The 19533-nt window shown below is 71.8% G+C and carries 19 protein-coding genes; 11 read left to right on the top strand and 8 right to left on the bottom strand.

Annotated elements, in window-relative coordinates; genetic code table 11:
- Window positions 1–220: 220 nt before the first annotated feature.
- From ABZ459_RS23740 to ABZ459_RS23725, 4 genes are all read left to right on the top strand, one after another.
- Entirely contained in the window at window positions 221–889 is a 669-nt protein-coding gene (locus ABZ459_RS23740; RefSeq protein WP_357973867.1) for a TetR family transcriptional regulator, read from the top strand.
- Window positions 890–968: 79 nt separating this feature from the next.
- A complete protein-coding gene (locus ABZ459_RS23735) occupies window positions 969–1934 on the top strand; it encodes an LLM class F420-dependent oxidoreductase (RefSeq protein WP_357973864.1) in 966 nt (321 codons plus the stop codon).
- On the top strand, window positions 1934–3352 hold the full coding sequence (locus ABZ459_RS23730) for an amidase (RefSeq protein ID WP_357973861.1): 1419 nt from the start codon (window positions 1934–1936) through the stop codon (window positions 3350–3352). The genes ABZ459_RS23735 and ABZ459_RS23730 overlap by 1 nt, the downstream gene beginning before the upstream one ends.
- 65 nt (window positions 3353–3417) lie before the next feature.
- Complete coding sequence (locus tag ABZ459_RS23725; protein WP_357973858.1) at window positions 3418–3771, top strand: YkvA family protein; 354 nt, start codon at window positions 3418–3420, stop codon at window positions 3769–3771.
- Here the strand turns inward: ABZ459_RS23725 and ABZ459_RS23720 are convergent.
- From ABZ459_RS23720 to ABZ459_RS23705, 4 genes are all read right to left on the bottom strand, one after another.
- Complete coding sequence (locus ABZ459_RS23720; protein ID WP_352318397.1) at window positions 3768–4964, bottom strand: amidohydrolase family protein; 1197 nt, start codon at window positions 4962–4964, stop codon at window positions 3768–3770. The two genes, ABZ459_RS23725 and ABZ459_RS23720, sit on opposite strands and share 4 nt — an antisense overlap.
- Window positions 4965–5122: 158 nt before the next feature.
- Window positions 5123–5866, bottom strand: coding sequence for a tyrosine-protein phosphatase (locus ABZ459_RS23715; protein WP_357973855.1), 744 nt, complete (start codon window positions 5864–5866; stop codon window positions 5123–5125).
- Window positions 5867–5876: 10 nt separating this feature from the next.
- On the bottom strand, window positions 5877–6698 hold the full coding sequence (locus ABZ459_RS23710) for an SURF1 family protein (protein ID WP_357973852.1): 822 nt from the start codon (window positions 6696–6698) through the stop codon (window positions 5877–5879).
- 32 nt (window positions 6699–6730) lie between these two features.
- A complete protein-coding gene (locus ABZ459_RS23705) occupies window positions 6731–7210 on the bottom strand; it encodes a helix-turn-helix domain-containing protein (protein WP_357973849.1) in 480 nt (159 codons plus the stop codon).
- A 58-nt stretch (window positions 7211–7268) separates the two neighbouring features.
- On the opposite strand from ABZ459_RS23705, the gene ABZ459_RS23700 reads away from it, so the two are divergent.
- Genes ABZ459_RS23700 through ABZ459_RS23690 form a run of 3 tightly spaced genes read left to right on the top strand, consistent with a single transcriptional unit; the run spans window position 7269 to window position 9388 of the window.
- Window positions 7269–7781, top strand: a complete 513-nt coding sequence (locus ABZ459_RS23700) for a GNAT family N-acetyltransferase (protein ID WP_357973847.1) — start codon at window positions 7269–7271, stop codon at window positions 7779–7781.
- Complete coding sequence (locus ABZ459_RS23695; RefSeq protein ID WP_357973844.1) at window positions 7778–8377, top strand: TetR/AcrR family transcriptional regulator; 600 nt, start codon at window positions 7778–7780, stop codon at window positions 8375–8377. The genes ABZ459_RS23700 and ABZ459_RS23695 overlap by 4 nt, the downstream gene beginning before the upstream one ends.
- A 33-nt stretch (window positions 8378–8410) precedes the next feature.
- Window positions 8411–9388 (top strand): NAD(P)-dependent oxidoreductase, encoded by a 978-nt coding sequence (locus ABZ459_RS23690; RefSeq protein WP_357973841.1) that lies wholly within the window; start codon window positions 8411–8413, stop codon window positions 9386–9388.
- On the opposite strand, the gene ABZ459_RS23685 is transcribed toward ABZ459_RS23690, so the two are convergent.
- Window positions 9360–9662 (bottom strand): hypothetical protein, encoded by a 303-nt coding sequence (locus ABZ459_RS23685; protein WP_352318383.1) that lies wholly within the window; start codon window positions 9660–9662, stop codon window positions 9360–9362. The genes ABZ459_RS23690 and ABZ459_RS23685 overlap by 29 nt on opposite strands.
- A 124-nt stretch (window positions 9663–9786) precedes the next feature.
- On the opposite strand from ABZ459_RS23685, the gene ABZ459_RS23680 reads away from it, so the two are divergent.
- On the top strand, window positions 9787–11199 hold the full coding sequence (locus ABZ459_RS23680) for a class I SAM-dependent methyltransferase (protein WP_357973838.1): 1413 nt from the start codon (window positions 9787–9789) through the stop codon (window positions 11197–11199).
- 255 nt (window positions 11200–11454) lie between these two features.
- On the opposite strand, the gene ABZ459_RS23675 is transcribed toward ABZ459_RS23680, so the two are convergent.
- From ABZ459_RS23675 to ABZ459_RS23665, 3 genes are all read right to left on the bottom strand, one after another.
- A complete protein-coding gene (locus ABZ459_RS23675) occupies window positions 11455–14460 on the bottom strand; it encodes a BTAD domain-containing putative transcriptional regulator (protein WP_357973835.1) in 3006 nt (1001 codons plus the stop codon).
- A 255-nt stretch (window positions 14461–14715) separates the two neighbouring features.
- Complete coding sequence (locus ABZ459_RS23670; RefSeq protein ID WP_352318377.1) at window positions 14716–15360, bottom strand: GNAT family protein; 645 nt, start codon at window positions 15358–15360, stop codon at window positions 14716–14718.
- Between the two features lie 141 nt (window positions 15361–15501).
- The gene (locus tag ABZ459_RS23665; protein ID WP_357973832.1) at window positions 15502–16788 is read right to left on the bottom strand and encodes a pyridoxal phosphate-dependent aminotransferase; all 1287 of its coding nucleotides are present in this window, start codon (window positions 16786–16788) and stop codon (window positions 15502–15504) included.
- 79 nt (window positions 16789–16867) lie between these two features.
- Here ABZ459_RS23665 and ABZ459_RS23660 point away from each other — a divergent pair, with 79 nt between their 5' ends.
- The 3 genes from ABZ459_RS23660 to ABZ459_RS23650 are packed head-to-tail and all read left to right on the top strand — an operon-like array spanning window position 16868 to window position 19482.
- Complete coding sequence (locus ABZ459_RS23660) at window positions 16868–17803, top strand: LysR family transcriptional regulator (protein ID WP_357973829.1); 936 nt, start codon at window positions 16868–16870, stop codon at window positions 17801–17803.
- A gap of 9 nt (window positions 17804–17812) precedes the next feature.
- Window positions 17813–18484 (top strand): ribonuclease HII, encoded by a 672-nt coding sequence (locus ABZ459_RS23655; RefSeq protein ID WP_357973826.1) that lies wholly within the window; start codon window positions 17813–17815, stop codon window positions 18482–18484.
- A 17-nt stretch (window positions 18485–18501) separates the two neighbouring features.
- Complete coding sequence (locus ABZ459_RS23650) at window positions 18502–19482, top strand: LLM class flavin-dependent oxidoreductase (protein WP_357973823.1); 981 nt, start codon at window positions 18502–18504, stop codon at window positions 19480–19482.
- Window positions 19483–19533 lie beyond the last annotated feature (51 nt).

The raw sequence follows: 19533 nt of genomic DNA, 5'->3' as shown, positions 1-19533 counted from the left end.
TATGGTGATCTGAATGCCGAGGAGCGCCACCACGAAGGTGCGCGCTGTTCCACGTATCCACATGTCGATGCCTTTTCGCGGAAAAGAGCCCTTCCGCCTGAAACGACAATCCCACCATTCCCAGGAGATAACTCATGTCTCATAGTCATCTTTGCCCTGTGGCGGCGATCACCGTGCCACTCCATGACCCACCGCGCTTTCAAGACGTAAAGTGACGAACGTGTCCGAAGCCCGAAACAGAGGATCGGAGAGCACCCGAGAGGTCATCGTCGAGACGGCCTTGCGACTGTTCCGTGAGCGTGGCTTCGACGCGACGACCATGCGTGCCATCGCCGCCGAGGCAGGGGTGTCAGTGGGCAACGCCTACTACTACTTCGAGAGCAAGGAGGCGCTGATCCAGGCCTACTACGACCGTGCGCAGGCCGAGCACGAGCAGGCCTGCCGGGAGTTCCTGGCCACGGAGAGGTCGTTCGCCGCGCGGCTGAGCGGGGTGCTGCGCGAGTGGGTGCGCGTGTCGGAGCCGTACCACGAGTTCGCGGTGAAGTTCTTCAAGCACGCGGCCGAGCCGACGAACCCGCTGAGCCCGTTCAGCGCGCAGTCGTCGCCGGCGCGGGAGGCGTCCATCGGGATCTACCGCGAGGTGGTCGAGGGGTCGAAGGACCGGATGAACGCGGAGTTGCGGGCGGAGCTGCCCGAGCTGCTGTGGTTGTTGTCGATGGGCATGGTGCTGTTCTGGGTGCACGACACCTCGCCGGGGTGCGCGCGGACGTACCGGCTGATCGAGGTCACGGTGCCGCTGGTGGACCGGCTGGTGGGGCTGTCGCATCTGCCCGGGTTGCAGGGGATAACGAAGGACTTCATCGCGGCGGTGCACGAATTGCGGGCCTAGGGGGCTCCTTGCGATGACATACCGCTTGGTATGGCCGCTTGGTATGGTCGGCTCACCGTCGCCGAACCGGAGGCCATGAATGACGCCGAACTGGGGCATGACCATCCCCTTCTACGACCGTTCCCTGGCCAGGTCGCAGGAGCTGATCGCGGAGCTGCCGGGCCTCGGCTACACCGACGCCTGGTCGGCCGAGGTCAACGGGAACGACGGGTTCGTCCCGCTGGCGATGGCCACGCAGTGGGCTCCGGGTATGAGGCTCGGGAGCGCGATCGTCCCGGTCTCCACGCGGGGGCCGGGGTTGCTGGCCATGTCCGCGGCCACCCTGGCCGACCTGGCCCCCGGCCGGTTCGTGCTCGGCATCGGGTCCTCCTCGCCGGCGATCGTCGAGCGGTGGAACGCCGTGGAGTTCGCCAAGCCGTACGCCCGCACCCGCGACACGCTGCGCTTCCTGAGGAGGGCGCTGGCGGGGGAGAAGGTCTCCGAGCGGTACGAGACGTTCGAGATCAAGGGCTTCAAGCTGGAACGGGCGCCGAAGACCGCCCCCAAGATCGTGCTGGCCGCCCTCCGGCCCCGGATGTTGCGCCTGGCCGCCGAGGAGGCCGACGGCGCGATCACCAACTGGCTGGCCCCCGAGGACGTGCCCAAGGTGCGCGCCGAGATCGGCCCGGACACCGAGCTGATCGCCCGCCTGTTCGTCTGCGTGAGCGAGGACGCCGACAAGGTGCGCGAGATGGCCAGGTGGATGCTGGCGAGCTACCTGACCGTGCCCGCCTACGCCGCCTTCCACGACTGGCTGGGCCGGGGCGAGGTGCTGCGTCCCATGCACGAGGCGTGGGCGGCGGGCGACCGCCAGGCCGCGCTCAAGGCCATCCCCGACGAGGTGGTCGACGCCCTCGTCGTGCACGGCGACGCCGCCACCTGCCGGGCCAGGATCCGCCGGTACGTCGACAACGGGCTCGACACGCCGGTGCTCGCGCCCATCCCCGGCGGCGAGGTGCCGATCGAGCAGGCCGTGCGCGACCTGGCCCCGGTCCGGGAGGGCTGATGGACGACGTGCTGCGGCTCGACGCCGTCGGCCAGGCCCAGGCGGTCAGGGACGGACAGGTGTCGGCCCGCGAGCTGGCCGAGGCCGCCATCGCCGCCGTCGAGGCCCACGACGGCGAGCTCAACGCCGTCGTCCACCGGCGGTTCGAGCGGGCACTGGCCGAGATCGACGACCTCCCGGCGGACGCGCCCTTCCGCGGCGTGCCGATCCTGCTGAAGGACCTGGGCTGGCGGCAGGCCGGCGAGCCGTACGCCGCGGGCTCACGGGTCCGCGACGACCTCGACGGCGCCCTGGACGGCCACGGCGTCGTCCGCCTGCGCCGGGCCGGTTTCGTGCTGCTGGGCCGGACGAACACCCCCGAGTTCGGCAGCACGATCACGACCGAGCCGGTGGCGTACGGCCCCACCCGCAACCCCTACGACCCGGCGTACTCGGCGGGCGGGTCGAGCGGCGGGTCGGCGGCGGCGGTGGCCGCGGGCATGGTCGCGCTGGCCACGGCGAGCGACGGCGGCGGCTCGATCCGCGTCCCGGCCTCGCTGTGCGGCCTGGTGGGGCTCAAGCCGACGCGCGGCCGGCTGAGCCTCGGCCCGTCCATGGGCGAGGGCTGGAGCGGCTTCTCCTGCCCCGGCTTCGTGAGCAGGACCGTGCGGGACACGGCGGCCGCGCTCGACGCGGTCTCCGGCTACGAGCCGGGCGACCCCTACGACGCCCCCGCGCTGCCCGGCCCCCTGACCGCCGAACTGCACGCCGACCCAGGACGGCTGCGCGTCGGCTTCCTGACCGCCCACCCCAGGCCGGACGTGCCCGCCGAGCCCGCCCTGGCCGAGGCCGTCACCCGGGCGGCGGCGCTGCTGGAGAGCCTCGGTCACGAGGTGGCCCCGGGCGGCCCGCCGGCGCTCGCCGAGCCGGAGTTCGCCCGGCATTTCGGCGCGATCGTCGCCAACAACCTCGCCGCGCACGTCGTGAGCCTGGGCGCGGCCCGCGGCAGGCCGGTGGAGCTGCACGAGCTCGAACCGCGCAACGCGGCCATGGTCACCGCCGCCCGCGCCAACAGCGCGGCCGACCACATCCTGGCCACCCAGTGGGTGGACGGCTTCCGCCGCCGCATGGCCTCCTGGTGGGCCGAGGGCAACGACCTGCTGCTGATGCCGTCGTCGGGAGCGGCGCCGTTCCCGCTCGGCTGGATCCCGCCCACCGACCTCAGCACCGCCTTCGGCAGGACCGCGCAGGTGGTGGCCTACACCTCACCGATCAACGCGACCGGCCAGCCCGCCGTCTCGCTGCCGCTGCACAGGAACGCGGCGGGCATGCCGGTCGGCGTGCAGCTCGTGGCGGCGGCCGGCCGGGAGGATCTGCTGATCCGGGTGGCCGCGCAGATCGAGCAGGTCAGGCCGTTCGAGCACGCCGCCATGCGCTGATCGTCAGGAACCCCTCACCCGGCTGACGCGTTATGTCGTGAGAAGCCGGGGGTAGGAGGATCCTCATGATGGCGAAGGCAGCACGGGCAGCGGCGGCGTGGCGGACGTACCGCGAGGTGACCAAGCCTGGCACGCCGGGGATGTTGACCAGGGTGCGGGCGATCCCGCGCATGATCGGCGCGGTCACCCGCGGCCGCTACGAAGGCATGGGCAAGGGCAAGCTCGCCCTGATGGCGCTCGGCGTGGTCTACATCCTGTCGCCGGTCGACGTCATCCCCGACTTCCTGGTGCTCATCGGGGTGGCCGACGACTTCGGCGTGTTCCTGTGGCTGATCGCCTCGCTGCTCGGCGAGAGCGGTCGCTACGTCGAGCACGAGCGCAGGATCATCCAGGCCAGGCTGGTCGAGGACGAGGGTTAGATCTCCTCCATCCGCAACCAGGCGCGCGAGGGCAGCGGGTGCCCGAACAGGCGGGCGGCGTTGCCGTAGGCGACCCTGGCGATGTCGGCGGGCGGCAGCGCGCCGAGGTTCGCGGCCACGGCCTTCTGGGTGTCGGGCCAGGTCGAGTCGGAGTGCGGGTAACCGCTCTCCTGCAGCACGTGGTCGAGCCCGACCGCCAGGCGCACGCCGGACAGCGCGTGGTCGTCGAGCGTGCCGAAGAAGAAGTTGCGGCGCAGCACCTCGCTGGGCTTGAGGCCGCCGTCCCAGGCGGCCTCGCCCGCGACCGGGTGGTCGAGCGCGTAGTCGGCGCGCTCGGCCAGCATCGGCAGCCAGCCGACCCCGCCCTCGACGATGAGGATGCGCAGCCCGGGGAAGCGCAGCGGCAGGCCCGACCAGAGCCAGTCGGCGCAGGCGAACATGGCGCTGGTGGGCATCAGCGTGGTGATCGCCTCGATGGGCGTGTCGGGCGAGGGCACGGGCGACCAGGAGGAGTCGCCGGTGTGCAGGGCCACGACCGTGCCGGTCTCCTCGCAGGCGGCGAAGAACGGGTCCCAGTGGCCGGTGTGGATCGACGGCAGCCTGAGCCTGGTCGGGAACTCGGGGAAGACCACGGCCTTGAAGCCGCGGGCGGCGTTGGCCCTGATCTCCTTGGCGGCGACGTCGGGATCGGGCAGCCAGGGCAGTTGCAGGCCGATGATCCGCTCGGGGTAGGTGCCGGCCCAGACGTCGATGTGCCAGTCGTTCCACGCCTTGACCAGGGCGAGGCCGAGCTCCTGATCGCGGGTCCTGGCGAACGGCATGCCCGCCTGGCCGGCCAGCATGCCGGGGAAGCACAGCGCGGCCCAGATACCGGCGACGTCCATGTCCTGGACGCGGGCCTCGATGTCGTGGCAGCCGGGACGCATCTGCTCGAACCTGACCGGATCCAGGGTCCACTGCTCGCGTGGCAGCCCGGCGCCCACGTCGATGCCCGCGCACGGGTACGTGGCCCCGCCGTAGCGCCAGACCTGGTGACCGGCGTCCGTCTCCACGACCTTGGGCGCGACGTCGGCGTATTTCTCCGGGAGCCTGTCCTCGAAGAGGTCAGGAGGCTCGATCAGGTGATCGTCGGCAGAGATGATCACATAGTCGCGCCGCCGGGGGTCAGGGTCGGGGAGCAGCGGCGTAGTCACGCAGGTAACCGTACGACGACGGCATAACGTCGAACAAGCTGCGACGTATCCGTTGGGTATCCATGCATTCGTACCCGGGACCGCCTGGAGGGGGATGGGGGCGATCCCGGGCTTGTGGGGTCCTTGAGGATGCTGCCCCTTGCGGACCCCGGCGCCTTCTACCCGCGGGAGATCGAATCAGTCAGGAGATTTTCGCGAAGTTCCGCGATGGTGGCCCGGTCGACCTGGAGCACGCCGGTGACGTAGCCCTCGACGGAGCCGTGCCGGTCGATCAGGTCGTCCAGGAACAGGCGCATGGCCTGGGCGGGGGCCCGGCCGAACCCCGGCCACAGCGGGGCGTCCGGATGCCTCGTGCGCTGGTCGGCGATGAAGCGCTCGGTCGCCAGGCCGGTCAGGGCGTAGTCGGCGATGATGTCGTCCTCGGCGACGCCGGTGAGCGAGAGGATCAGCGCGGTGAGCAGGCCGGTGCGGTCCTTGCCCACCGCGCAGTGGATGACGACCGGCGCGTTGTCCGCGACGGCGACCGTCTCCACGGCGGCGCGCAGGTTCTCCACGCCGTCCTCGGTCACCTCCAGGTACCGGTCGGCGAGGTAGCGCTCGACGCCGATCTCCTCGCTGAACTGGGCGATGTCCCAGGGCCGGCCCTCGATCGGCAGGTTCCGGTAGCGCAGCCCCTCGGTCTCCGGCACCCGGCCGGCCCGCTCGACCTCGGCGGGCTGCCGCAGGTCGATCACGGTGCGCACGCGCAGCGCGTGGAAGGCCCGCAGGTCGTCGCCGGCCAGCCAGCCCAGGGAGTCGGCCCGGTAGAGCCGCTGCCACCGGACGGTGCGCCCGTCCTCGGTGGCATATCCACCTACGTCACGAAAGTTGCGGAGATTGGTGAACTCAATGTGGCGGATCACCCTCCACACCTTAATTGGCGGCGGTTTCCGCCTCCTGGGTCGCCACGGACCCGTCGGCGGGTCTCCCGGACTTCCGCTCGGCCACCTCGCGCCGGATCAGCAGGATCCAGCCGCCGATCGCGATGCCGATGAACAGCCACCACTGGACCCCGTAGGCCAGGTTGAGGCCGCCGCCGGAGCCGACGTCGGGGGCGGGCACCAGAGCGGGCGCGGAAGCGGCCGGCGGCTGCTGCCCGGTGAGCTCGACATAGCCGCCCACCAGCCGGTACGGCATGCGCTGCCCGATCTTGGCCGCGTCGATCAGCAGCACCTGGCCATCGGGCAGCCCGGACCGCTCGCGGATGCCGGTGGAGTCTTCCGTCTCGCTCTGACGTAGCCGCCCGGTGACAGTTACCTGTCCGGTGGGCGGGGCGGGGACCTGGGGAGCCGCGTCGGCGCTGGCGGCGGCCGGGATCCAGCCGCGGTTGACGATCACCGCGGAGCCGTCGCCGGTGACGAGCGGGGTAAGGACGTAGAAGCCGTTGCGGCCCTCGTGCGGGCGGCGGCGGACGAGCAGGCCGTGGGACGTGTCGTACGTGCCGGACGCGACGACCGTGCGGTAACGGTCGCCCTCGCCGACCTGCCGGCCGGGGGCCGCGAGCCGGTCGAGCGGGACGGCGGCGGCCTCGATGTTGGCGGTCACCCTGTCCTTGTTGTCGGACCGCTCCTCGAAACGCCCGAACTGCCACCTGCCCAGGAACACGAAGGCGGGGATGACCAGGAGCACCACGACGTGGAGCGCCAGCCACCGGGGCGTCAGCAGGAACCGGTACACGCCTTCAAGGTTAGGCACCGGGGCGGGTGCTCCCTCACGCGGCTCGCCCGCTAGACGCTGCGCAGCCCGGGGCCCGGGCCGGGCACCGGCGTGACCTCGCGCGGCCCGGCCACGTCGTGGCCCTCGGCGCAGCGGAAGTGCAGCTCGATGGGGGCGCCGCAGTCGCGGTGGGTGAGCAGGACCGGCGGGCCCTCCTCGTCGGCCAGGTATTTGTCGCCCCAGTGCATGAGCGCGACGAGCAGCGGATAGAGGTCGCGGCCCTTGTCGGTCAGCCGGTATTCGTCGCGCTGGCGCTGGCCGGGCTCGCGGTAGGGCTCCTTGCGCAGCAGGCCCTCGTCGACCAGCCGGGCCAGGCGCGCGCTGAGCACCTGGCGGGGGGCGCCGGTGACCGCCTGCATGTCGGCGAACCTGCGCACGCCGCTGAACGCCTCGCGCAGCACCAGGAAGGTCCACTTCTCCCCGACGATGTCCAGGGTGCGCTCGATCGAGCAGTTGTCCACCCGGAAGCCCAATCGGAACGGCACGTTCATCTCGGCATTATATCTGAGTTCAATTGACAGACTCAGCTCCGAGGAGCAGGCTGAGTCTATGCACGGAACCCAGATCCGTCCGGTCCGCCCGGACGACGAGGAACGGATCAGACGCTTCCTGACGGGGTTGTCGCTGCACACCCAGACGCTGCGGTTCTTCACCGGCCTGGCCGTCCCGGCCGCGCACCTCGTACGCACCCTGCTGACCCTGGACGAACGCCGCGACGCGCTCGTCGTCACCGCCGGGGACGAGATCGTCGGGCACGCCATGAGCTACCGGGGCGGCTGCGCCGACGTGGAGGTGGCCGTCGTCGTGGCCGACCGCTGGCAGGGGAACGGGCTCGGCCCGCGCCTCGTCGACACGTTGCTGCTCAGGGCCGCCGTGCGGGGGGCGCGTACGGTCGGGATGGACGTGCTGGGCGAGAACCGGCGGGTGCTCAGGCTCATCCGCAGGCTGTGGCCGGACGCCGAGATGAAGGTCGCGTCCGGGACGGTCGAGGTGACCGCTATGATCGATCTGGCCGGAGTATTTGCGGAACAAGGTTCTGGTAGCACACCATTGACAGTGTGAAGAGTGTCAAGAACGGACGCGACGGCCGCACCCGCATCATCGAGGGCGCCCTCCGCCGCTTCAGCCAGGACGGTGTCTCGGCCACCACGCTGGCCAGTCTGCGCGAGGAGAGCGGTGTAAGCGTCGGCAGCTTCTACCACCACTTCGCCAGCAAAGAGCATGTCTACGGCGTCCTCTACGCCGAGATCCTCGACGCCTACCAGCAGGAGTTCCTCGCCGAGCTGGTCCAGCACGACGACGCCCGCGCCGGCATCGAGGCCGTGGTCGCCTTCCACATGCGCTGGGCCGGCGAGCACCCCGAGCGGGCCAGGATCCTGGTCAGCGAGCGCCCGCCGCGCAAGCACGAGCCGGGCGGCGCCGAGGTGGCCGAGGCCAGGCGCGCGTTCTTCCGCCAGGTCTCCGACTGGTGGAAGCCGCACATGAAGAACGGGCAGCTCCAGCCCGTCCACGCCACCATGTGCTACGTCCTGTGGCTCGGGCCGGCGCAGGAGATGTGCCGCCTGTGGTTCGCCGGGGCGCACACCCCGACGGAGGAAGAGATCAAGGGCCTGGGCGAGGCGGCCTGGCAGAGTCTCCGCCAGCGCGGGGAGCAATGATCTGAGTACCGTCTGTGGTGTTATTGTCCAAATGTGAGAAGACCTCGGGCTCTCGTGCTGCCCGACCTGCCGGAGAGCGCGCTCGCCCGTCTGGGCGAGGTCGCCGACGTGGCCGAGGCTCCTCCCCGGCCGAGCGTCGGCTTCACCGACGAGCAGCTCGCCGACCTGGTCATCGAGACCGGCGCGAACGTGCTCATCACCGACGGCGACCAGGTTCGCACCTCGGTACTCGGACTCCACATCGACATCGTGGCCAGCCTGGGCGCCCCCACGGGGGTTGACCTGCGCCTGGCCGCCGAACGCGGGGTCACCGTCCTGCACGCCCCCGACCGCGACCCGGAGGCGGTGGCCGAGCTGACGCTCGCGCTGCTGTTCGCGGTCAGCAGGAACATCGTCACCGCCGACCGCGAGGTGCGCAGGGGCCGCGCCCACCGCGGCAGGGTGCCTCCCGCCCAGCGCCACCGCGGCAGACGGCTCACCGGACGCACGTTCGGCATCGTCGGCCTCGGCCGGGTCGGCCGGGCCATGCGCTGGCGCTGCCAGGGGCTGGGCATGCGGGTGGTCACCTGCGACCCGTTCGTCCCCGAGGCCACGCACACCCTGCCCGCGCTGCTGGCGGAGGCCGACGTGGTGTCGCTGCACGTGCCGCTGACCCCGGACACGAGGGGCCTGTTCGGCTACAGCGAGTTCGGCGCGATGCGCCAGGGCGCCATCTACCTCAACACCTCGCGCGGCGCCCTGCACGACCTGACCGCCCTGGTGGACGCGCTGCGCCAGGGCCAGGTGGGCGGCGCCGGGCTCGACCACTTCGAGGGCGAATGGCTCGATCCGGCCCACCCGCTGACCAGGCTGCCGAACGTGGTGCTCACGCCCAGACTGGCCGAGGCCACCGGGGAGAGCCTGGAGGAGCTGGCGGAGGCGCTGGTGGAGGACATCGCGCGGTTGCTGCGGGGCGAGCCGCCCGCGTACGCGTACGCGCCCGTCAGGCCGGTTGCCGGATCCGCGTCCTGACCTGCCAGCGGGAGCGGTCGAGGGAGATGTCCAGCCGCAGGTCGCCGCGCTGCCTGCGCAGACCGGGCACGCGCAGCCGGTCGTGCACGTCGAACCTGCCCCGCGAGGGGTAGCCGAACCCCAGCTCGCCGGGCAGCACCCGCAGGTCGTCGCGGTTGCCGCAGCGCGGGCAGGTCCACGAGACCAGGTCCAGGCCCCGGTTGTAGTCGGAGCAGGCGTTGAAGTACTCGTCGGGCCCGAATCGCGACTCGCAGGCCAAGCAGGGGATCAGCATGGGGGCGGGCTCCTCGGTACGGCGTCTTGCACCCCTAGAGATACCGCCACCCACTTGTCCATGGCTTGCAGAACGCTTGGGTGTGTAAGTAACAGTATGAGCACTGTCGGTGGCTGGTGAAAGGATGGTGCCCGTGGAACGACTGCGCCATCACCTTCTCGAAACCGGCTACACGATCGACGGCGTCCGCGACCGGCTCGGCGCCATGGCGGCCTCGGCCCTGGCGCGGGAGGAGCTCGTCCCCGCCCTGCGGGCGACCGCCGACGGCGACCCGCTGGGCACCCTGATCAGGCTCTGGTGGCTCGGCGTGCCGGTGCCGGCCAGATCCGTGCCGGCCGCGGTCCTGGAGTCGGGGCTGGTGTCCGCCGACGGCGACCTGATCAGGGCGACCGTGCACCTCCAGCCGTGGGAGACCGGCGGCTACGTGGTCTCCGACCGCAAGGTCCGGCCCGGCGACCCGGCGTTGCGGGCCGACCACGTCGTGGGGGCCGGGGGCGCCTCGGCCAACCTGGCCCAGCTCGTCAGCCGCCGGCCCGTCACGCGCGCGCTCGACCTCGGCACGGGCTGCGGCGTCCAGGTGCTCCACCTGGACGGGCGGGCCGAGCAGGTGGTGGCCACCGACCTCAATCCGCGTGCCGTCGAGCTGGCCCGGCTGAGCTGGGAGCTGTCCGGCGTGACCGGCGTCGACGCGCGGGTGGGGTCGATGTTCGAGCCGGTCGAGGGCGAGCTGTTCGACCTGGTCGTCAGCAACCCGCCGTTCGTCATCGCCCCCGGGGCCGAGCGCACGCTGACCTACCGCGAGTCCGGCGGCGACGCCGACGACTTCTGCCGCGACCTGGTCCGGCGCACCCCGCGCCACCTCGCGCCCGGCGGGCAGGCCCACTTCCTGGCCAACTGGCTCCACGTCGAGGGCGAAGACTGGCACGACCGGGTCGGCGGCTGGCTGCGCGAGACCGGCTGCGACGCCTGGGTCGTCCAGCGTGACGTGCAGGACCCGGCCGAATACGTCGAGCTGTGGCTCAAGGACGCGGCCGAGCAGGGCACCAAGGGCTACACCGACCACTACGACCGGTGGCTGGCCTGGTTCGACGAGCGCAAGGTCGAGGGCATCGGCTTCGGCTGGATCACCATGCGCAACTCGGGCACCCTCGACCCGGTCGTGCGCGTGGAGCACCTGCCCCACCAGGTGGCCCTCCCGGTCGGCGACTACGTCGACGACGTGCTCGACTCCATCGCCGCCGCCCACCGCGCCGCCGACCTCGACGCGGCGCTGCTGCGCACGGCCGAAGGGGTGCTCGACGAACGCGTCGGCCTGCCCGGCGCCGAGGACCCGATCCGCATCGTGCTGCGCCAGACGCAGGGGCTGCGGCGCAGCAGGGAGGTCGGCACCGTCGAGGCCGCCCTGGCCGGCGTGTGCGACGGCGAGCTGGCGCTCGGGCCGCTGCTCAACGTGATCGCCGAGCTGGTCGGCGACGGCGAGATCCCCAACGCCGACGCGGTCCGGCCGCTCATCGCCGAGGGTTATTTCCTGCTTTGATTCACCGTTGATCCGACGTTGACCACGCGGGTGGAGGCTTCTGACCGAGACGCGGGCCTGGGGGGTTCGAAGGTCCGCGTCGAGTCCGGCCGGTCGTCTGTGTGAGGCGGCTAGCCGTCACGCGAAGCATCCGGATGACCGGGCCCCCTGGCGACGCGTGGCGGTCAGGATGACCGGCCGGGCTGCCATCGGCATTGACTAAGGACAGCCTTGATCAACCATGTGTGGATGACACGTCTGGACGACGAGCTGTACTCAGGACTCGACGACGGACCGTTCGACGGCGAAGCCGTCCAGCAGAAGCTTCAGGTCACCGGCCTCGGGGGCGCCGAGCCTGGTGAAGACGTCGTAGGCCTGCCTGAGGCAGTCGAGGCTCCGCGCGACGCTGCCCAGTCCGCGTAGTGCCCGGCCGAGCACGGTGAGCGACAGCGCCTCGCCGTAGGGGTGGCCGATCTCGCGGGAGACCATGAGTGCCTGCTCGGCGTGGCGTACGGCGTCGGGGTAGCGCCCGGCGGCGATGAACGTCTCGGCCAGCCGGGAGCACACGCGTTGCTCCCAGACCCGCTGCTTGCTGGAGCGGAAGAAGGCCAGGCACTCGGCGTGGTGGTGCACCGCCTCGGTGAGCCGGCCGACCCGGCTGAGCACGATGCCCAGGTGGTAGCGGGCGCGGGCGGTGCCGGCGCCGCTGCCGATCTCGGTGAAGATGGCCAGGCCCTTCTCCGCCGCGGCGATGGCGTCCTCGGCGTGGCCGAGGCCCAGGTGGTCGCGGGCCGAGTAGCTGAGCACCAGGGCCTCGCCGGCGGGGACGCCGTTCTCGCGGTAGTAGCGGGAGGCGGCGTCGAACAGGGTGAGGGCCTCGGTGTGGCGGCGCTGCCGGCCGACGACGACGGCCAGCGCGTTGAGCACCTCGCCGGTGACGATCTTCTCGTCGCGGGTGTCGGAGAGCTCGTAGACGCGGCGGAAGTGGGTCTCGGACTCCGAGAGCTGGTTGCCGGCGAACAGCACCCGGCCCAGCACGTACCGGGAGCGCAGCTCGCTCGCCTCGTCGGCGAGGCCCAGCGCGGCGGCGAGCACCGCGCGGGTGCCCTGGTCGAACTCGCGGGTGTGGGTACCGGCCTCCAGCAGCGGTTCCATGGCCACCAGCATGTCGGCGGCGGGCAGGAGCTGCTCGCCGGCGGTGGACGTGGTCGCGGCCTGGTTGATGGCCGCGAACAGCGAGTCGCCCTCGGAGATCAGCCAGGCCACGGCTTCGTCGACGGTGGTGAAGGTGAGCCCGCTGCCGACCACGGCCAGGTTGTCGGGGATCATGCTGCCCTCGTAGGCCAGCCGGTGGGCGGACCGGGACGAGGCCAGGTAGAAGCCGAGCAGCCGGCGCAGCGCCAGCGTCTTGTCCTCGGGACGCTCGGTCTTGTCCAGGACGCGCCTGGCGAACAGCCTGAGCAGGTCGTGGAAGCGGTAGCGGCCGGGCGCGGTGGCCTCCAGGAGGCTCATGTCGACCAGCGACTCCAGCAGCTCCTCGGCCTCGTACATGTTCATCGCCAGGACGGCCGCGGCGGCCCCGATCGAGATGTCGGGGCCCTTCGGCAGGGACAGCAGGCGGAAGGCGCGGGCCTGGGCGGGTTCGAGCTGGCCGTAGCCGAGGGCGAAGGTGGCCTCGACGGCCAGGTTGCCCACGCGCAGCTCGTCGAGGCGGCGCTGCTCGTCGGCCAGCCTGGGCACCAGCGAGGCGACCGTCCAGGAGGGGCGGGCGGCCAGCCGCGCGGCCACGATCCGGACGGCCAGCGGCAGGAAACCGCAGGCGGCGACCACGTCCATGGCGGCGCCGTGCTCGGCGGCCACCCGCTCGGGCCCGGCCACGGAGGAGAACAGCGACAGCGCCTCGTCCGGCTCCATGACGTCGAGGTCGATCAGCCGGGCCGCGGGCAGGTCGGCCAGCTTGGCCCGGCTGGTGACGATCGTGGCGCAGCCCGGCGAGCCCGGCAGCAGCGGGCTGACCTGGTCGGCGTCGCGGGCGTTGTCCAGCAGCACGAGGATGCGCCGGTCGGACAGCAGCGAGCGGTAGAGCGCCGAACGTTCGGCCAGGCCGTCGGGGATGACGTCCGGCGGGATGCCGAGCGCGCGCAGGAAGCCGCCGAGCGCCGACTCGGGAGCGGTCACCTCGTCGCTGTGGCCGCGCAGGTCGGCGTAGAGCTGGCCGTCGGGGAACAGGTCGTCGGCCGCGTGCGCCACGTGGACGGCCAGCGTGGTCTTGCCGACGCCGCCGATGCCGCACAACGCCACCACCGGCACGCCCTCGGCCGACGACTGCGAGGACAGCAGGGTGTGGACGCGGACGGCCACCTCCTTGCGCCCGGTGAAGTCGTTGACCGCGGCCGGGAGCTGCGCCGGACGGGGCAGTTCGAGCGCGGGCGGCTCCTCCTCGGCCTCGAGCTCGCCGGCGGCCTGCTCGGCCGGGGCGGCGGGCGGCGGCACGTGGGTGAGCGCCGGGTCGGCGGCCAGGATGCGCTGGTGGAGCGCGGTCAGCTCGCTGCCGGGCTCGATGCCCAGCTCGTCGATCAGCGCCTCGCGGGTCTCGGTGAACACGTTGAGTGCGTCGCCCTGCCGTCCGCACCGGTAGTAGGCCAGCATGAGCTGGGCGCGCAGCCGTTCGCGCAGGGGGTGCTCGGCGGTGAGCGCGATCAGCTCGGACACGACCGCGGCGTGCTCGCCCAGCTCCAGGTCGAGGTCCATGAGCGTCTCGATGACGCTGACGCGGCGTTCGGCCAGGCGGTCGCGCTGGTGCTCGGCGTACGGGCCGACGGCTCCGGCCAGCGGCTCGCCCTCGAACAGGGTCAGCGCGGCCCGCATGCCCTCGGCGGCGGCGGAGAGCCGGCCGGACTTGCGGGCGGCCTCGGCCTCGGCGATGCCGCGTTCGAAGCGGGTCAGGTCGAGCGCGTCGTCGGGCAGGCGCAGCGCGTAGCCCCGGCCGATGGAGGTCAGCAGCTCGGGACGGGAGCGGGCGGGCCGGTCGGGTTCGAGCACCGTGCGCAGGCGGGAGACGTACGTGCGCAGCGCGCCCAGGGCGCGGGGCGGCGCGTCCTCGCCCCACACGGCGTCGATCATCTCGGCGGGGGTGACCGCGCGGCCCTCCCGCAGGAGCAGCATGCCGAGGATCGAGCGTTGCAGCGGGGTGCCCAGGTCGAGTTCCTGCCCCTCGCGCCACGCGCGGACGGGACCGAGCACGGCGAACCACAGCCCGCCCTCAACGCTCTGACCAGCCATGCCGTCTGTCTCCTGGGCAATGGAACGATTTGTGACCAAATGATAGATCCAGTACCGCTTACCACCTAGAACTGGGCTGATCGCCGGAACGAACCGTTGATCCGCCTTTGATCAGGTGTTGACCGTGCCTCCGCATGCTGATGGCAGGCCGTACATGGCGCACCGACACGGGGGCGTGTCATGTAGAGCCGATGGGGACGCAGAAAAATACAGGCCCCGCCCGGAAAAGTATGGGCGGGGCCGTTGCCGATGTTCCTACGCTGCCTCTACCAGTCCGAGCCGCATGGCCAGCCGTTCTCGGACGAGCGGCCATTCGGAGTTCAGGATCGAGTAGAAGGCCGTATCTCGGACCGTGTTGTCGGCGCCTCGGCTATCCGCTCGCCGCACCCCGTCGAAGTGTGCGCCGAGGGCCTCGATGGCGGCCCGGGATCGGACGTTCCTGACATCTGCCTTGAGTGTGATGCGGTGGACGTTCCAGGTCTCGAAGGCGAGTGAGAGCATGAGGAACTTGCTCTCCCGGTTGACGCCGGTGCCCTGGGCGCAGGCGCCCAGCCAGGTGTAACCGATGTCCGCCACGGACGGGATGTCGCCCACCGCACCGCGTGTACCCGGAGGCCAGGGCATGGGGCCCTGCCAATACTCCAGGTGCATGAGACGGGTGGCACCGACCACGCGGTCGGTGTTCAGCCACCGGATGGCGAAGGGCAGCGTGCGGCCCTCCGCCTGCTCAGCCATGGCGGCCTCCACATAGGAGACCATCTCGTCCCGGCCGTCCGGGACGCGAGTGAAGGCGTAAGTGGAGCGGTCTTCACTCGCCGCGGCGACGAGATCGTCGATCACCGCGTGGCTGAGAGGTTCCAGGCGCACGGAGCGCCCGGACAAGGTGACAAGAGCGGGCATGAGCACATGATGAGGCTCGCGCGGCGCGCGCGTAACCAGGCTCTCGGAGCCATCTTTCCCGGGTTTCTGGATGTGCGGTGTTTCCGCAGGTCAGAGGGCTGATTTGGTAGGTGGTAAACCAGCTCTTGGGGAAAGATTCGCCTAACCGTGACATGGCGCCGGCACCAGCGCCGGGTGACGTTCACCCACGACGCCGTGACGGACCAGGGCGAGCTCCTTCAGGCCCATGGACAGATGGTTCAGATTTGCTGCGATCCATGGCAATTGAAGGGGATCGGTGCTGTTCAGGGCGGTAAGTCGCTCTTCGGGCGTGTCGCCGTAGAGCAGGCTCACCGCCACGCGTACCCGGGCGGCCGTCGGGTCGTCGCCGAAGGCGTGTCCGGGAAGGACGCCGATGCCGTGCTCGTCCAGCAGGATCCGGGTGATCTCGGCGGAGCCGCCGAGCCTGAGGTGGCTCAGGTCGGGATAGAGGTAGAAGCCTCCCTGAGGTCGCGGCACCGAGGCGCCGATCTCCGTGAAGCGCTCGTGGACGGCCCGCGCCACGATGCCGTGCAACCTCCGGCTGCCCGCGACCCGGTCGGTCAGCTCGTGCGGCTCGTCGAAGGCGTAGGACGCGGCCTCCTGGACGGGAGCGGCCGGCGCCGACCAGATCTCGCTGGCCACCGCCAGCAGCCGGGTACGCAGCCCGTGCGCGCCCTCCGGCAGCCGGGCCACGCCGATCCGCCATCCGCCGAGCGCCAGGCTCTTGCTGAGCCCGGTGGTGATGATCGTGCGCTCGGGCGCGAGGTCGGCCGGCGAGGTGTAGTCGGCCGACTCATCGTGGACCAGGTCGCGGTAGATCTCGTCGGAGATCACGATCAGGTCCAGCTCGCGCGCCACGGCCGCCAGGCGGGCGACGGTCTCCGGCGTGGCCAGCCGGCCGGTCGGGTTGTCGGGCAGCGTGACCAGCAGGGAGCTGACCGTCCTGCCCTCCGAACGGGCCCGGCGGACCGCCGCGACGACCAGGTCGGGGTCGGGCACCCCGCCCTCTCCTGGCGGTGCGGGCACCAGGATCGGACGGGAGCCCACCAGATCGGCCTGCGCGGCGTAGCTGACCCAGCTCGGCATGGGCAGGACGATGTCGCCGCCGATCGCCAGGAGCAGGCCGTACAGCAGCGACTTGCTGCCAGGTCCGCAGACGACCAGCTCGGGGTCGGTCAGGAGCCCCCGTCGTGTCCAGTAGCCCGCTGCCGCGGCCCGGAGCCCGGACGCGCCCGCGACCGGCCCGTAGCCGTTGCGCTCGGAAGCGGCGGCCAGCTTGTCGCGCAGCGCCGGGTGCACGGGCAGACCGGCCTCGCCGAAGGCCAGGTGCAGCACGCGTTCCCCGGCGCGCCGTCTTCGTTCGATGTCTTCGTTCGCCGCCAAGGTGGCGGACAAGGTCACGGTCATGTTTGTCACGTTCCCAGGGTGGTTGTATGAAGGCATCAGTACAAGCGAGGCTTTTTGTGGGTAGGCGTAAGGAAGTCTGATGCTCGAATTCCGGCGTTTGGCGCTGATCTGTGAGTTCGCTCGCCGGGGCAGCATCGCGGCCGCCGCCGAGTCACTGGGCTACAGCCCCTCGGCCGTCTCCCAGCAGCTCGCGGCGCTCGAACGGGAGACCGGCACCGCGCTGATCGACAGAACCGCGCGCAGCGCGGAGCTGACCGACGCCGGACGCCGGCTCGTCCAGCACGCCGAACGCATCCTGTCAATGGTCGAGGAGGCCGAGTCCGACCTCTCCGCCCATGCGGGCACCCCTTCGGGGCGCGTCGTCGTCACCGCCTTCCCCACAGCGGCCGTGGCATTCGCGCCGGCGCTCGCGCGTTCGCTGCGCCGCCACACCGAGCTGACGCTCCGCCTGGGCCAGAGCAGGTCGGGACGGGGCATGCGGGAGGTCCAGTCGGGCGAGGTGGACATCGCCCTCGTCGACGACTGGTACGGTTCGGTCCGCGAGAGCGAGAGCCTGCGGGTCTTCCCCCTGCTGCGCGACCCCATCGTGCTCGTCGTGCCGCGCAGGCACCGGCTGGCCGACCCCGGAGTGCCGCTCGACCTGCGCGAGCTGCGCGACGAGCCGTGGATGGCCACCCCCGACGGCGAGCCCTCGCGCCTGGCCGTCGACCGGCTGTTCGTGGACGTCGGCGGCACCCGGCCGACGCCCTGGGAGTTCGAAGGTCTCGGGACGATCCTCTCCCTCGTCGCCAAGGGCATCGGCATCGCGGCGGTGCCCGCGCTCGCGCTGGCCGCCGGGGTGCGCGGGTTGTCGGTCAGGGAGTTCCCCGGCAACCCGGTCGGCCGTGACGTGCACGCGGTCGCCCGCAGGTCCAGCGTGCACCGGCCGTCGGTGTCGGTGACGTTGCGGGCGATCCACGTGGCCGCCCGGTACATCGCCGGCGATCTGGAGCCGGTGACCCCGGCCGAGCGGTAGCGTCTGCCCATGGCGCCGACGTACGAGATCGAGCAGCTCCTGCTGTCCATGCCGAGCACCCGCACGGTCGCGGGCGTCGACGAGGTGGGCAGGGGCGCGTGGGCGGGGCCGGTGACGGTCTGCGCCGTCGTGACCGACCTGTCCGCGCCGCCGCCCGGCCTGACCGACTCCAAGCAGGTCTCGGCCGCCAAACGTGGCCCGCTCGCCGACCAGCTGACCGCGTGGGCGGCCGGCATCGGGTTCGGCGAGGCCGACCACGCCGAGATCGACGCCGTCGGCATGACCGAGGCGCTGCGCAGGGCCGCCCGCCGGGCGCTCGAAGCCCTGCCGGTGCGCCCCGACGCCGTGATCCTCGACGGCAAGCACGACTACATCGGCGCCCCCTGGCCGGTCCGCCTGGAGATCAAGGGCGACGCGGCCAGCGTCTCGGTCGCCGCGGCCTCGGTCCTCGCCAAGGTGCGGCGGGACGCCTACATGGGGACGATCGGGCATGACGAGTACGGCTTCGCGGAGAACGCCGGATACCCCTCGCCCGCGCACCAGGAAGCCCTGGCCCGGCTCGGCCCCACACCGCACCACCGGCTCTCCTGGTCCTACCTGGACGACCTGCCGCAATGGCGGCATCTGAAGCAGGTCAGGGATCCGCTCGTGGGTGAAGGGCAGGCCGCGCTGTTCGGCTGAGCCGTAGGATCGGGGGAGTGCGGATCGGGATCTTCGTCATCGCGGCCTGCTTTCCCGGCCAGGACCCAGGGCAGGTCCTGCGGAACTCGGTGGAGCTGATCGAGGCCGCCGAGGCGGCCGGGTTCCACGACGCCTGGATCGCCGAGCACCACTTCATGTCCTACGGCGTGTGCCCGTCGGCGGTCACGCTGGCCGCCGTGGCGGCGGGGCGGACCAGCCGGATCGGGCTCGGCACGGCGGTGAGCGTGTTGTCCTCGCAGCATCCCGTGGCGCTGGCCGAACAGGCGGCCATGCTCCACCACCTGTCGGGCGGGCGGTTCACGCCCGGCGTCGGCAGGGGCGGCCCGTGGGTCGACCTGGAGGTGTTCGGCACCGGGCTCGACCGGTTCGAGCGGGGGTTCGCCGAGTCGCTCGACCTGCTGGTCGAGGCCCTGTCCGAGGGGCCGGTGGCGGCCGCGGGGGAGTTCTTCCGGTTCAGGGAGGTCGCCCTGGTGCCGGGGGCCAGGCTGCGGCCCGTGGTGGCGTGCACGTCGGGCTCGACGGTGGCGCTGGCGGCCGAGCGCGGGCTGCCGATGTTGCTCGGCATGCACATCGGCGACCGGGACAAGGCCCTGCTGGTCGTCGAGCACGTGGCGGGCGGCGGGAGCCCGGCGGGGCACATGGCGGCCGGGGTGGCCCACGTGGCCGACTCCACCGAGGCGGCCGTCCGGGAGCTGAAGGAGTCGATGCCCGCGTGGCTGGGCCCCGGGCTGGCCGGCTACGTGCCGGTGGACGGCCGGCCGCGCCCCTCGCGGGACGTCACCGCCTACGTCGACCTGCTGACGCGCATCCATCCGGTGGGCTCGCCCGCCCACTGTGCCGAGGTGCTGCTGCGCACGGCCGACAGCACCGGGATCGAGCACGTGATCCTGACCGTGGAGGGCATCGGCGACCACCGGCGGGCCCTGGAGGACGTGCGCCGCATCGGCGCGGAGGTCCTGCCCCTGCTGCGGAGCTGAGGCCGCGGAGACGAGGCCGGGGGGCGAGCCGGGACGGCCCGGCTCGCCCGT

It is taken from the genome of Nonomuraea sp. NPDC005692, assembly GCF_040631115.1.
Classification (GTDB): Bacteria; Actinomycetota; Actinomycetes; order Streptosporangiales; family Streptosporangiaceae; genus Nonomuraea.
Note: the sequence above shows the minus strand (reverse complement) of the source record. Positions and strands in the feature narration are given on the sequence as shown.